The 14,190-nt window shown below is 44.1% G+C and carries 12 protein-coding genes; 1 reads left to right on the top strand and 11 read right to left on the bottom strand.

Translation table 11 applies throughout. The annotated features are described in order from the left end of the window. Nucleotides 1-1,069 precede the first annotated feature (1,069 nt). The 8 genes from AB4Z29_RS21005 to AB4Z29_RS20970 form a co-directional block, all read right to left on the bottom strand. Nucleotides 1,070-1,924, bottom strand: coding sequence for an aminoglycoside phosphotransferase family protein (locus AB4Z29_RS21005; RefSeq protein WP_441944946.1), 855 nt, complete (start codon nt 1,922-1,924; stop codon nt 1,070-1,072). A 51-nt stretch (nt 1,925-1,975) separates the two neighbouring features. Then, complete coding sequence (locus AB4Z29_RS21000) at nt 1,976-2,536, bottom strand: hypothetical protein (RefSeq protein ID WP_441944945.1); 561 nt, start codon at nt 2,534-2,536, stop codon at nt 1,976-1,978. 333 nt (nt 2,537-2,869) lie between these two features. Next, nucleotides 2,870-4,018: an ABC transporter permease gene (locus AB4Z29_RS20995; protein ID WP_441944944.1), complete on the bottom strand. Its 1,149-nt coding sequence runs from the start codon at nt 4,016-4,018 to the stop codon at nt 2,870-2,872. 2 nt (nt 4,019-4,020) lie between these two features. Further along, nucleotides 4,021-5,139, bottom strand: a complete 1,119-nt coding sequence (locus AB4Z29_RS20990) for an ABC transporter permease (RefSeq protein WP_441944943.1) — start codon at nt 5,137-5,139, stop codon at nt 4,021-4,023. A 28-nt stretch (nt 5,140-5,167) separates the two neighbouring features. Beyond that, nucleotides 5,168-6,106 (bottom strand): ATP-binding cassette domain-containing protein, encoded by a 939-nt coding sequence (locus tag AB4Z29_RS20985; RefSeq protein ID WP_441944942.1) that lies wholly within the window; start codon nt 6,104-6,106, stop codon nt 5,168-5,170. A gap of 126 nt (nt 6,107-6,232) precedes the next feature. Next, entirely contained in the window at nt 6,233-7,366 is a 1,134-nt protein-coding gene (locus AB4Z29_RS20980; RefSeq protein ID WP_441944941.1) for a sensor histidine kinase, read from the bottom strand. Next, entirely contained in the window at nt 7,367-8,023 is a 657-nt protein-coding gene (locus AB4Z29_RS20975; RefSeq protein ID WP_441944940.1) for a response regulator, read from the bottom strand. A 605-nt stretch (nt 8,024-8,628) separates the two neighbouring features. Further along, the gene (locus AB4Z29_RS20970; RefSeq protein WP_441944939.1) at nt 8,629-9,180 is read right to left on the bottom strand and encodes a hypothetical protein; all 552 of its coding nucleotides are present in this window, start codon (nt 9,178-9,180) and stop codon (nt 8,629-8,631) included. A gap of 375 nt (nt 9,181-9,555) precedes the next feature. On the opposite strand from AB4Z29_RS20970, the gene AB4Z29_RS20965 reads away from it, so the two are divergent. Further along, a complete protein-coding gene (locus AB4Z29_RS20965; protein ID WP_441944938.1) occupies nt 9,556-11,568 on the top strand; it encodes a cohesin domain-containing protein in 2,013 nt (670 codons plus the stop codon). A gap of 91 nt (nt 11,569-11,659) precedes the next feature. Here the strand turns inward: AB4Z29_RS20965 and AB4Z29_RS20960 are convergent, their stop codons facing one another. The 3 genes from AB4Z29_RS20960 to AB4Z29_RS20950 form a co-directional block, all read right to left on the bottom strand. Further along, entirely contained in the window at nt 11,660-12,007 is a 348-nt protein-coding gene (locus tag AB4Z29_RS20960; protein WP_441944937.1) for a VOC family protein, read from the bottom strand. 396 nt (nt 12,008-12,403) lie between these two features. Further along, on the bottom strand, nt 12,404-13,282 hold the full coding sequence (locus AB4Z29_RS20955) for a carbohydrate ABC transporter permease (RefSeq protein WP_441944936.1): 879 nt from the start codon (nt 13,280-13,282) through the stop codon (nt 12,404-12,406). Beyond that, complete coding sequence (locus AB4Z29_RS20950; protein WP_441944972.1) at nt 13,276-14,133, bottom strand: ABC transporter permease; 858 nt, start codon at nt 14,131-14,133, stop codon at nt 13,276-13,278. The genes AB4Z29_RS20955 and AB4Z29_RS20950 overlap by 7 nt, the downstream gene beginning before the upstream one ends. Nucleotides 14,134-14,190: the final 57 nt, after the last annotated feature.

Below are 14,190 nucleotides of genomic sequence, written 5' to 3'. Positions count from 1 at the left end.
GATTTTTGTACCGGCCACAAGTTGAACTGAAATAAATATTTTCAAAAAGTAGCTCATTTCTCGAAAAACACATGAACGTTTTCTGGGCCAAAACCAATGTTGTCCGTTTGATAGAATTTGGTATAGTAGCATTAAAAAGAAGAGAGACTCGTAATTCTAAACGCGAGAATTAGAATCAAGAAAACGAATAGAGTCAGCCGATACGCCGCACTCAGCACGCACCTGTCTGAAGATACGCTCCTCCCCCCCTGTAAAAAAGCATGATGTTTGTGTTGCCTATCAACTCCGACTCTCCATAAGCGACTTATCCTCCCTTTACGTTAACTACTTTGGAGAGGTTATTTGAGAGACTTCAGCCGGCCTCGCGGCATGATGCGTTTTGAAGCCAAACAGTACAGACCGAAAGTTCATCGCCGCAAATGGAGATGATCGCTGGCTTGTGGCCACTCAAACTCCAAATATAGCCGTACCTTTTTCACTTAAACCAGAGATGATCGTAAGCTGTTCCCAAAAACGCCGCACGTCTCGGCAAGCGGAAGGTGATTTACAAGCGCGCACATCCGTCGAGCGTTCCAATAAGCAGAAAAACTGCAAGCTGAGATCCGGTCGACATCGTTCGACGATGATGTGGTACTTGCGAATCTCAGCATTATCACTTCTATCATATGGATGCCTAGTAGAACGGTGTGCTTTTAAGTTAACATAATCGGTTCATGATAGATTTGTAATTTCCTGATCTTTTTTATAATATTCTGTCTTTTCTTGTTAGCCCCCGAAAAAACCGGCTGCCTCATATGGCGCCGGCACCTTTCATAAATATTTGACTCTTGCAAATAAGTTGGTCACCACAACACAACTTTCCCCAGAAAAGGGGATGCCCAAATTCCACCAAATTCCATGGTGTCTATTCATTCCGTAATCATTAACAAAAAATAGAGGAGATTAGCTCAAAAAATGAACTAACCATCCTCTATTTACGTTGCTATAAATAACCTAGTCTAGAATTTTTGATACGCAAGGGCCTTCTCGTATTCGATATTAGTCAGGCATTAAAGGCAAAGGTGCGGCTTCAGCTGTGAAGCCTTCTTTTAATCTCGTTCACGAGCAGCTTTTTCTCGGATTCAGATATCCCGTCCGCACTAAGCTTGCGTGCTGCAATGGGAGCAATCCAAGGCTCGATATGCGCATAACCGATACCCGACAGCTTCTCGTATTCCTTCATGAATAAGCGAATGCTATTCTCCCTCGTAGCATCCAGCATCACGCTTGCTTCACTCGGCAGCTGCGGCGGCAATATCGCATATCGAATCATAATGATATATTCGGCCAAGTCTGCTTCCGGATTTCCAGACGAAGCATTGTTCCAATCAATAACGACGGCATCGTGTTCCCGCAGCAGGATATTATTCGGATTCGGATCGCCGTGGCATAGCTGGTACTTAATCGGCAATTGATCCAAAAGGGCAATTACCGCTGCTTTGTCAGACTCGGACAAATATTGCGCGCTAACAATGTCACGCTTGATGTTTGCCCACTGGCTTGGCATATTGGCTACCGAGTGGCTATGGATTTGATGAAAAAGCCGTCCTGTCACTCGAGCCTCTATGTAATCGTCGGACTCATGCAGCGGTTTCTGCGGCTCGGAGCGTTTCGCCGCTCTGTCGAGAAATCGCTTCATAATTGATTCGCCATAAATACGTTCAAATACAATACCCGGTTGACCCTCTATGTCCACCATCTCAAATGGCTGGGGAACAGGCAGTCCGCACTCCCAAGCGATTCGGCTATGATGCAGTTCTGCTTGCAAAGCTGCTGTACTCGTATTGGGCTTCGCTATTTTGACAATGTTGCTCTCGCCCTCCCATGCAAATACTTCCGAACATCCGCCTTCACCAATCTTATCCCCGAAGCTATTGTTCATCATGCTCGCTCCTTCTCTAAATTTAACTAGCGGGACACTCTTATTGTCAGCAGCTCACCGCACACGCTCAGCATCCAGCCAACGCTTCACTTTTTTATCCATCTCTATTTGCAATTTTTCTGTTGTTCCAGCATCTTCATACATCATTTTCAAGTATTTCTCAGGGAACATTTGTTTCAAGGAGGACTGATATAAACTCCCATCTTTAGGCTCCGTATATTCGATTACGGCGTATCCCTCAGCTTTTTTCTGCAACCGAATGACAGCAGGCAATGAATGCCCCGCTTGATTTTCTAACCCCGAGAACTTATTATACCCTCCAAAATAGGAATACAGATAGACAGTAAAGATACCATTTGTTTCACTAGCGCCATATACGTTATGAACCTCAAATTGCTTTTCTAGATGGGAATATACGGATGAATATTTTTGAATAACGTAATTTGAAATGGCCTCATTCATTTCTTCAGTTATATGAACCGTGAACTGGTTTTCTTCATATGCAATAGTGCGCTCATTCTCGCCACTATTAACAAGCTTAATACGCTCATCTGCCTTACAAGCACTAAGCACGCAAACAATCGTGATCATTAATAGCATCATTTTCAACTTCATACAGATCCTCCTTATAAACGCTTCTAAAACTTCAACAGTTGACATACTTGTATGGAAAAATGAGTAAAAAAATGCTTATCTGTATAGACTCTATAACCGTTGTTTAAGTTGCATTTTGGGCATTTTATTCAATTGTATATTTGAAGTATCTATTTCACTCTTTTATTCGTACCTATGCATACAAAACCGTTTCATCGTTGTTTTCTCTAAATATGACGCACAACTTAAACATAAATAAGAACGTAAACACATTTGTGCTTACGTCCTTATTCAATTAGACACTTTGATTAGAAAGGAATTTCATTCCATTTCGCCCTGAATGATCTCATTTTCTTAAATGTAGCTTCGAGTATCATTATTCCTGCCAAACTTATAGACGGCTATTAAAGTGAAGACCACTGAAAAAGCCATCAAAATGATCAGGTTCAAGGATAATTCACCAAGGGATCCCCCCTGCTGTAGATCGCTGAACGTATCCAGCAGCCAATATTGAGGAAGAAAGCGCGCGAGCTGCTGCATGGCTTCCGGCATTAGCACAAGCGGGAACATACAACCGGACAACAAGCTGGTAGGAATGAGGATCATATTCTGCATGCCGCTGGCGGTTGAAGAGCTGCTGGAAAACGCCACGATGACAAGTGATAATCCGATTGCCACCAGCGCAAATAACACAAGAATCAGGAACATGCTCCAATAAGGAATACCCGGATCAACATGGAAAATAGTCATCATGATCAACAAGGTCACTGCAATCTGCAGCATCATCATCGTCAAATTAACGATGATATTAGACAAGACATAGGTTCTTGGGGAAATTGGTGAGGATAGAAGGCGATAATAGGTTCTATTCTCTCTTTCCTTGATAAGAATGCCAGATAAGTTCGAAGCGGACACCAGCATGAGGATAAGCAAGTATCCTATCGATTGATTGGTTTTGTTGAAATTGACCGATTGATCCTCTACTTTCTTGGCTGCTAGTTCGAATCCCGGTTTTTGAAATTTGTCATACAGGGCAATAAACTTAGCCTCATCTCCTTTAGCTGCCCTGCCGATCGAAGCCATATTATTGATGTGCTGATCCAAGGATGCCTTTACCTGTCCGGTAACCTGGGCACCTTTAATCGATACGATCTTCACATTCGCGGGTTTTTGAGCGATTAAGCTCTGTGCGAAACCTTTAGGAAATGTAATGGCTGCATCCAGCTCGCCGGAAGCAATCCGCTCCTTTACCTCATTCTCCTCAAGCTCAATGACCAGCATGGAATCTTGCCTGCCCACCGAATCCATTATGCGTTTTGTAATCGCCTGGCCCCCATCTTGATTAACAATGCCCATTTTCAAATCTACTTCACCCGTGCCTCCTTGGACTAGCGTCGCGAGCAGAATGCCCATAAGAGGAAAGACGAAGTATATAAACAGATTTAAATAATTTTTAAAGGTGGAAATAAACGTTTTCCGGATTAGCCATAATGTGTCTCTCATTCTTACAACCCCTCCCTTCTGCGCATCATCGTTAATGCGATACCAAGCAAGACGACCGCGAAGCCCATATTCAACAGCACGGCGTTAATTGTTGCTGACATATTGTCTGCATAGATGAGTTCAAGAAGTGCAGCATTGGACCATTGCAGCGGAGAAAGTGAACTGAGAGCTCCCATGAATCCAGTAGCCTCCTCGACCGGGAAGTATGAACCGCCGAGAAATGCGGCCAATTGGATAATAATCATAACAACAGTGCCTGAAGCATTCCCCTTAATGATATAACTGAGCCCGAGTCCCAAGCTCACAGCGAAAATGATTTCAGTAAAGAGTATTAGAAATGCGAGGCCCAAATTTTCTCCCCAGTAGGCATTGAACATGTACTTACTGATAAGCACTACGACAATTGTGAGTATTGCATTCAGCACAACAAGCCCTGCTAATTTACCCGCAAAAATTTCGATTTTCGTCACCGGTGAAGCAAGCAATCGAACAGCAGTGTTCCTTTTGCGCTCACCATCAATTAATTGTGCGGCCGTCAAGGCGCTGTATAATATAATCATTGTCGTAATCGCTACAGCAAAATAGTCCATGGCACCCGGTTTCCTTGTCGCGTTCAGCGACTCCTCTACCACGTAGCTTTCACTGCTGCTTCCGCTCATGATCGCATCCGCTTGCTCCGAATCAGTACCTGCTACTGCAGCTGCCAATCGGTACCGATCTGCAAACGCTGTGAGCACACTCTTAGCAATGTCGCTTTCAATTAAACTCTGGCTGCTGCTGTAATACTCCAGTCCACTGTCCGTGATCTCGGCATAACCCACATAGCGGTTATTCTTCACTTCCGTTTTCCCGTCCGTCTTCTCGTCTGCCATCTCGAGCTTAATGCCTGCTTGACGCATTTGCCCCGTGAAGTCATCCCAATAAGCAGAGAAACCACTTGACGAGCTATTATTTTTATAAAGAACCTTAATCTCTTCAACCGTTAAACTGCCATTAAAAGCATTCGTTAAAGCCGTTCCCAAAATAAGCATGGTTACTAGCGGTGACACCAGCAAGAACAACAGCATCTTGGGATCACGGATAACCTTTAACTCTTTGAGCATGATTCTAAATACGTTCATATCCACTTCGCACCCTTTCCCTACTTTCTTATTGGTCCCGCAGGCTTCTGCCTGTCAATGTCAGGAACACCGTCTCCAAGCTAGGCTCATTCTCTTCCACTGAACGGATCTCCAGATCGTCTGCCATTAACTGCTGAATAATTCGGTTCAAGTTATTGACCTCGGAATCAGAGGTCACTTTAACGATTCGATCCTCCACTTCAACCCGGTTTACGCCCGCTATTCCCTCCAGCTTGCTCCTATCCAAATTTTCCGCCGAACGTACCTCTATACTTATATTTTTTTGATTCGTAATGATGGCTTTCAGCTGGCCTTTCGTTCCTTCCGCAATAATCTTGCCGTGGTCGATAATCGCGATTCTTGTGCAGATCTCCTCGACCTCTTCCATATAATGGCTCGTGTAAATGATCGTACAGCCCAGTTCATTCAATTTCTTCACGGAACCAAGAATGTAATTGCGAGATTGCGGATCGATCCCCACCGTTGGTTCATCCATAATAAGCAGCTTTGGCCGATGGGCGATTGCGCAGGATATATTCAATCTTCGCTTCATGCCGCCTGAGAAGTTTTTGGGATAGCTTTTGTGTTTATCGCCAAGACCTACGAATGCTAGCGCTTCAACCACCCGCTCCTTTAACTCCGCCCCTCTGAGTCCGTATAGTCCGGCAAAAAAACGAACGTTTTCGTATGCGGTCATATCCTCATAAATCGCCATTTCCTGCGGCACAATCCCAATGTTCATCTTTGCAAATTTGCTATGCTTGGCAATGCTTTTGCCAAGTACTTCGATTTCGCCTTTGGTAACCCGGAGCAACGAGGCAATCATATTGATGGCCGTGCTCTTGCCTGCTCCATTCGCGCCTAGAAATCCGAAAATCTCGCCTTCCTTTATAGACATCGTGATATTGTCCACCGCTATAAAATCACCGAATTTCTTTGAAAGCTGCTTTACTTCAAGCACGTTCATTTCATCACTCTCCCGTTTCGTCTTTCGAATAATGTAATTGTAATAAAAAAGGATGCCCTTGTGACAGTGCACAAGTTCATCCTTAACCCCTGAGAATCTTCCTATGTAATGATCGTAAATCTCATTTTATCCGTGAGGAATTAACGTAGTGACACTGAAGCCTCTTGAGCCATCGACAATAATCGTACCATTTACGCTTGCTGCCCGTTCTTCCATGCCGATGATCCCCAGGCCCTTAATCACCTTCTGCGCTCCCTGGCCGTTGTCCGATACTACAACCTTAATCAATGTTCTCAGCACCTGGATATGAATAGAGACGACGGTAGCATTCGAATATTTCATGGCATTGGTCAACGCTTCTTGGGTGTTCTCCTGAATGACCTTCCACTGAATCGGAGTCATGCTGTCGACATTTCCTTCATGAGTAAGCGATGTCCGTACCGTATGCGTCGCTGTAAATTCATCAATGAATAATTTCATCCGATTCATCCCCAGCTGCTCTGTCGGCGGCTTCATATTCTTAAGCACAAGGCGAATGGTCTCAATACCATCCTTGGAGATGTGAATAGCATTCTGCAGAAGCTCAGCCGACTTGTCCGGATTCGAAGTGAACAAGCGTTTCGAGGCTTCCATTTGGATCAATGCGCCCGTCATCGAGTGCCCGATCTTATCATGAATTTCCTGTGACAGCCGGTTGCGCTCCTCCAGCTTAATCGTATAATCAGACTGCCTGATATATTCTTTATTCTCATTCAGACTTTTAGTCAATTGCTGGATATGCTCATGCCTATTCTCTAAATCTGTTTTGAGGTCTGTCATTCTGCTAATGTAGGTGTGAAGCAAGAGGTTATAGAGGAAACTAAGCAACGCAACGAGTCCGTATRCAACCAGGATGGATTGCGCATATTGAGATACCAAGACGAGTGGAGCCAACATAAGCAATAAAATGATCCCATGTTTGCGCAGATATATAGCGAATAGCTCGTAAATGTTCAGAGGAAGCAGGAGCATAAACAGCGGATGGATATACGAGGAGGATACCGCAATCGCCAGCATGGCTAGCAGAAGCACGATCGTCTTGCTGCTAGCCTTTTTCACAATATGAATAGAAATATTCAAACATAGATAGATAAGGATCGACAGCATATACCATGGTGAAATCGAATCCGCCGATTCATAAGATTGAATGGCTACATAGCTTAAGAGGATCGCTTTTATACCCATGGTCCAGATCTCTACAGGGGTTCCTCTTTCCCTCATTCAGTCCACTTCCCCGGTTAGAAAATAAATCGCGATCTGTGTACGGTGCGATAGGCCCTTTTTTCCCAAAATCGAAGTAATATGGTTGGCTATCGTACCTTCTGAGATGAACAGCTTCTTCGAAATTTCACGATTGGAAAGTCCTCTCGCAATGAGGGACATAATGTCATATTCTCTATCGGTGAACAAGCTTCTATCGATTTTACTGCCTCTATCCATCTTCTTATCTGTATCCTTGTCCGCGAGCAAGCTAGATTTGAGCTTATCCAGCACAGCATCCTGGAGCACATTATGTCCATTGTATATCGTGATAATGGCATCCCGTATCCGCTCCGGATCGTTATTCTTCAGCAGATACCCCTTCGCTCCGCTGCTTATCGCCTCAAGTATAAATGCCTCGTCATCAAAGGTGGTCAGGATTAGCGCTTTGGTTCCTGTCTGCTCGGAGATCAGCTTGGTCGCCTCCACGCCATTCATATTGGGCATTTGCACATCAAGCAGTGCCACGTCTACTTCGTTCTGCCGGCAGAAATCTACGGCTTCTTGACCATCCTGAACCGATGCCAATACGTCGAATTCATCAAAGGTGGTCAGGATGATCCTCATGCCTTCTCGGACAAAGGGATTGTCATCGGCAATAATGACCTTTATTTTCAAAGCTGCTCACTCTCCGTTCACCGCTGTTAACCGCTCCATCACGCTTAGCTTGAGCTTGAGCTGGAGCATGATTCATGCAATCTCTAATTTTGATGTTATGATTAATAGCTAAATTAAATTTATTCTTAAATCTTATTCGCAGTCATATTAACTGCCTTACCTATTTAATTCGGTAATAGGACATGTTCTTCCTTTTAAAAACACATTTTCGGTAAAACTAACCACTTCAACTATCGCATCAACACCATCGATTGCAAAATAATTAATATTGTTACCGACTTATTCGTCTAGACCCAACTGATCAATCAAGCCTTGTTTGCGTCAATAATCATAAATACTCGCTAGCCAGGACATGTATTCAGCCCCTGCTTGTTAGCTATTTCTTGGAACTAACGTTGCCCGTTAGAATGATTCCTTGGCGTATTCTGAACATAATATTCTAATAAATCAGTCTAAAGCTTTTCAGAAATACCTTCTTCTCCTAAAGCTAATGGGTATAGGTCGCTATCCTCGAAGACATTATTTTTTACGGAAAACTCTTCAATGGTTTCATGTTAATATGACCTGATGATTCTTATTAATTTTCATTATATTTTTCAAAGAATTCACGCAAATAAGCTCAACAACCAGCCTATTACAAAAAAACCTTCACAAATACCGAATACCCATACCATTGTTTTTAATTTATTGGTTTCCGTCGTTTTGAAAAATGAAGTTGTCGTATCCCGGCACATATAACGAAGCAACAATACATCCCATAAAATTTTTAGCCCATACTTAACGTAATGCCCAGCAGCGTTTCCAGACAAGCCATATTGCTCTGTAATACCTGGTATAGAAAGTAGCGTATTCAAATTGCGGGTTAAGGAGTAAGAAAGATAAAAGATAGCTAGCCACCAGCCCCATATCCGCCCAATCCACATGCCGACTCCGGCTGCTATACCAATCAGTCCTAAAAAGCCAATTACTGCTTGAAAAAATAAACTTGATACCCCCATAAGCGACGAAAGCTCGCTCATAATGCTAAAGGCATACAATTGCGTAATTAAAAGAATAATGCCTCCCAGTATCATTAAAATCGAAATGATTTTAACGCCGAAAGGACGATCGTAATCGCCTTCCATAATCTCTTCTTCAGTTGGTTTATAATATGCCACTTTTGACTTTCCTCCTATATTCTAGTCTTACAAATTATAGATGCTGTCGATAAATGTAACAATATGGAATCCAAAAACAATTTTATTAGAATACTTCACAACCAAGTTTTGGTCGGTCGCATGGAATGTTGAGTTATTAACAAAAGTTCATGACATTCCCTTAAATAAATTCTTAATTAAGTAAACAACGGGTAAGTATGTAAAAAAATGCACATTGTTGCTCAGATAATGAATTAATATAATGAAAGCGTATACAATTGGAGCTCCTGAAACTTACACATGTATGAACAAATGAATAGGAGGGATGAAATTATTTACTTAGAAGCATCAATTGGCAACTTTCTAAAACATTAGTTTTGAAGGGAGCAGTGGAAAATGTTTAAGAAAAGATTCATTACGCTTTATGTTTTTCTCTTAGCGATGGTTTTTAGCATACCTTCGGCTTTCGCCTCAGAAGCAACACCGGATACCACTTTACCGTTTATTCTCAAAAATGTGAACTTTGCATTTGAGGAGCGTACGGATGCTGTCATTATTGACGCAGGAAAAATGGTAAGCAGTTCCAAACTGTCTGCATCGGACTTTAACGTACATGTAAAAGCTACTAGAAAAGTCAACGCTGATTTTGTTGTTTATGACGGTCCACGCGTGGTCACGGATGTTTATACTAGCCAAGTGAATGATTCCGGTACTCCTTCTGATAGCGGACGGTATATTATCGTTGATTTTGCTGACGTTGGTTGGGGAGACGGCGGTACAACGATTGATGGGGGCTACACCCTCGATTTGCAATATACGATCACGCATAAAGGGAACAAACTTGAATATGTGGACGGGTCCTCCATTGTACCCGCATTCAACCAGACTGGTGCTGTAAGCCCTGTCCTAGACAAATACAAATATGCAAACTATGACGGTCTGGATTACAGTTACTTCTATAACGAGGATGCTGAGGAGCCACTGCCTTTGGTCGTATTCTTCCATGGCGGCGGACAGGGCAACGATATCTATACGCCTATCAGATTCAGTAACGGCGGCACCATATGGGCCAACCCCGAAAATCAGGCCAAGTATCCTACTCATGTTCTAGCACCACGTAATGCAACAACAGCCCAAAGCATGTACAAAGTTAAAGCTATCATCGACGACATGATCGAATCCGGCAAGGTCGACCCGAACCGAGTCTATATTACCGGGTTCTCGATGGGCGGAGGCTCCACCTGGACCTTCCTGCAGACATTCCCCGACTTTGCTGCTGCGGCTGCGCCTTTATGTCCTGCTGGTGGACCTAGCAATGTGGAAAATGCTTTAAAAGTAGCCAATTTGCCGCTGTGGACTTTTGTCGATGCAGAAGACTTCTTGTATAACTCTGTAGTGAATATGAACAAAACCTACTCACCTTATTGGAACGACTCCATGTTGACCATAATTCCGTTTAACCAATTGCTTGATCCCCCTTATAACGGCCACAGATTTGATGGGCACTCCGTATGGCTTCCGATCTACAACGAATACGTACATCCGGAGCGCGGCATGCTTATCGACTGGTTATTCTCCCAAAGCAAAATTAAAGGGATAGCGAATGTGGAAGTTGAAACACAACCCAGAGTTGCTCCTGTTCTCCCTGAAACAGTGGCTGTAGATGTCAATCATAGCGCAACGGGAATTGCTACTGAAAACCGTCCCGTTGTATGGGATGCATTTGACCCGCAGCTTTATAACGCGCCAGGAGTATTTGAGGTAGCAGGTACCATTGAAGGTGTTGTTGAAAAGGCGGCTGCTAAGGTGATAGTTGTCTCCGCTTCCGCAACTCTGTCAGGCCCAGTATTGGTGCAGCCAGGTCAACAATTCGATATCACCTACGGTCTGCAATACGTGAAAAAGGATGTGTACGCGCAAGACGTTACGATCAAATACGACGCCGATAAGCTGGAGCTTGCCGGTCAGCCCGTATCGTTGGATTCCGAAAACTTTAAAATTGTGGATACGGATGAGCAAGAAGGAATCATACGAATTCTCGGCATTCATTTGAATGACAACGTAAATAATCCGAACAAGGATCTCATCAAGCTAAGCTTCAAAGCCAAAGAAATAGCCGGAGTATCGAATATTGAAGTCACGCAGCTCATGCTTGCTGACGGCGAAGGAGTAGAAGTGGAAGCTGACGGAGATACGCACACGGTTGAGATTCGTAAACCAGCAATACCGGGTGACAACAACGACGACGGCAAAGTAAGCGTTGGCGACCTGGCTCTGGTTGCTAAAGCCTATGGCAAATCCTCAGATAGTCCAGATTGGAATCAAGTGAAGAAGTACGACATCAATGCTGATGGCACAATCGACATTGATGATCTTTCAGCTCTGGCACGTCTCATCCTGAAAAAATAATTGTTATCATACAGCCCAATGGTATCGTCAAATATGGTCGATACCATTGGACCTTTCCCGCGTCCACCCATTCCGATTTCTATGTAACTCGTTATTTCTCCCAAAGCTCGACCAGTTGACCCTCAGGATCTTCAATCCAAATAAACTTCCCAAATTCACTAATCTCTTTTTTCTTTGCGAGAGGTACACCGATATGTTCAAGATGCTCAATAACCTCGTTTAGATTATGCACTTGGAAATTTAACATCACTTGCTGTTCTGTTGGGAAATAACTGTCATTCTCGGTGAAGAAAGAAAAGATAGTCTCATTTCCTACTTGAGGCTTTATCACTGTCCCGTTCCAATTTTCTATCTCAATCTTCAGCACATCACTGTACCATTTTTTTATAGCTTCAAGATTGTTCGTCCTCCAAAATATTCCTCCAAAACCTTTTATCATCGTATCCAGCTCCTTACTGTCATTAACTTTTTAGCAATCCGAATATATAAACTAACACGCCTTTGCAGCTTGATCTTACATTCTGACGTTGTCCCAGTGACAAGGAACATCAGCCACACCATCATACCCATTTTACTCCACATTTTTCTTGCGCTTTCCTGCTTTCGTGAATAGATATGCTTGAAGGTACTCACGGAAAAATTGAGCTATCCTATCCGTTAACTTAACAGATGACACCTAGAAAAACAAATGGCCTATGAAGACTTCGTGCAAAATGGAAGTTGCCCTATATGAACGAAAACAGCAGCCCAGAATAAGCTCTGAGCTGCTGTTTACATTTCGTTATTTGCTTGCGATATAACTTCAAAAGCTTCCCTACACGCTGGATGAAAGGGCTTACCCTTTCACCGATCCGATCATGACGCCTTGCACAAAATGTTTCTGAATAAACGGATAAACGAGCAGAATAGGTAGAGTTCCAACCAAGATGACCGCGTATTTGAGCGACTCCAGCACGACGGTACGGCCTCCGATCGAGTTGCTGACGGTCATGTCGCCGACTTGGCCGATCATCACGATGTTGCGAATCATGACCTGCAGCGGGTGCAAGTCTTCGTTCCGCAAGTAGATGAGCGCCGAGAAGAAGTTGCTCCAAATTCCCACGGCATAGAAAAGCCCGATGGTAAGCAATACCGGCTTCGAAAGCGGAAGCACGATGCGCAGCATAATCATCCAATCGGATAGGCCGTCAATCTTGCCGGACTCTTCCAGCTCCCGTGGGATTCCCTGGAAGAAGGTTCGCATTATGATCAAATAATAGGGAGAAACAAGGCCTGGTATCACCATAGCCCATATCGTATCAAGCAGTCCATAGCTGCGAACGACCAAATAGGTAGGGATTAGTCCGCCGGAAAATAACATAGTGAAGACGATAAGCATCATAAACGTTTTGCCGAATACAAGATTCCGGCGCGAGAGCGGATACGCGCCCAGGACGCTGAATAATAGTGAGCATGTCGTACCTATTAATACATAAATCAGCGTATTCTTATAACCAACCAGTACCCGATTATCATTGAATACGGCGGAGAATGCGTCAAAGTTCAGTCCATTAGGCCAAAGCGTGACTTCTCCCGCGATTACCGGTTCCGGATCGCTAAGCGCAATCGCTGCCATGTGCAAGAAGGGGAACAACATCGTGCAAATCAAAAGCGCCATTAACAGCACGTTCGCGTAATCAAAGAGAAGGGATAATGCGCTCTTGTTCTTTACCATAAGCTATTCTCCCCTAATCTTCTGCTAATTTTGTTGGTCGTGTAGACAAGCAGGAAGCCAATTACACCCATAAACAAATCAATGGCCGTCGCATAGCTGAAGCTGCCCTGTAGAATGCCAACGCGGTATACATAGGTGGAGATAACGTCCGCCGTGTCGTACGTAGCGGGATTGTAAAGCAGGAACACTTTCTCAAAGCCGACTTCCAGCATGCCTCCGATCTGAAGGATCAGCAGGATAACGATCGTGGCTGCAATTCCCGGCAACGTCACATGAAGGGTCTGCTTCCATCTGCCCGCTCCGTCCATACGGGCCGCTTCGTACAATTGCGGATCGATTGTCGTAATGGCCGCCAAATACAAGATAGAGCCCCATCCGACCTGCTGCCAAATTTCCGAGAGGACGTAAATCGTGCGGAACCATTCTGCTTCTTGCAGGAAGCTTATGGCCGGAAATCCAAACCATTCGATGATGCGGTTGATCCAGCCGGTGCTAGGAGACAGGAGCAGGAGCAGCATGCTCGCGACAACCACATTGGATAAGAAATGCGGCAGGTAGCTTATCGTCTGGACAAGACGTTTGTATACCGCGTTGCGAAGCTCGTTAAGGAGCAGAGCCAATATGATCGGCGCGGGAAACCCGAACAAGAGCTTGTATGCCCCCAGCAGAACGGTGTTTTTGATAATGACGAGAGCATCTCGGTTATCGAAAAACTGATGATAATATTTGAGTCCGACCCATTCGCTTCCGCCTAACCCTTTAAACAGATTGTAATCCATAAAGGAGATGACGATGCCGAACATAGGCACATACTTGAACATAATGAAATACAACAAGACCGGTGCGAACATAAGTATGAAAGCCCGGTCCCGCTTCAGTTGCTTGAGGATCGATGGCGAATGCAATAC

The sequence above is a fragment of the Paenibacillus sp. 2TAB23 genome (assembly GCF_052115165.1).
In the GTDB taxonomy this organism is placed as follows: Bacteria; Bacillota; Bacilli; order Paenibacillales; family Paenibacillaceae; genus Pristimantibacillus.
The sequence above is the reverse complement of the archived record's forward strand: the minus strand, read 5'-3'. Positions and strand labels throughout refer to the sequence as shown.

Bases quoted from the DNA above. Each gene is read 5' to 3' on its own strand.
- AB4Z29_RS21005 (WP_441944946.1), bottom strand. From the start codon at position 1,924: ATGATGAACAATAGCTTCGGGGATAAGATTGGTGAAGGCGGATGTTCG.
- AB4Z29_RS21000 (WP_441944945.1), bottom strand. From the start codon at position 2,536: ATGAAGTTGAAAATGATGCTATTAATGATCACGATTGTTTGCGTGCTT.
- AB4Z29_RS20995 (WP_441944944.1), bottom strand. From the start codon at position 4,018: ATGAGAGACACATTATGGCTAATCCGGAAAACGTTTATTTCCACCTTT.
- AB4Z29_RS20990 (WP_441944943.1), bottom strand. From the start codon at position 5,139: ATGAACGTATTTAGAATCATGCTCAAAGAGTTAAAGGTTATCCGTGAT.
- AB4Z29_RS20985 (WP_441944942.1), bottom strand. From the start codon at position 6,106: ATGAACGTGCTTGAAGTAAAGCAGCTTTCAAAGAAATTCGGTGATTTT.
- AB4Z29_RS20965 (WP_441944938.1), top strand. From the start codon at position 9,556: ATGTTTAAGAAAAGATTCATTACGCTTTATGTTTTTCTCTTAGCGATG.
- AB4Z29_RS20960 (WP_441944937.1), bottom strand. From the start codon at position 12,007: ATGATAAAAGGTTTTGGAGGAATATTTTGGAGGACGAACAATCTTGAA.
- AB4Z29_RS20955 (WP_441944936.1), bottom strand. From the start codon at position 13,282: ATGGTAAAGAACAAGAGCGCATTATCCCTTCTCTTTGATTACGCGAAC.
- AB4Z29_RS20950 (WP_441944972.1), bottom strand. From the start codon at position 14,133: ATGTTCGCACCGGTCTTGTTGTATTTCATTATGTTCAAGTATGTGCCT.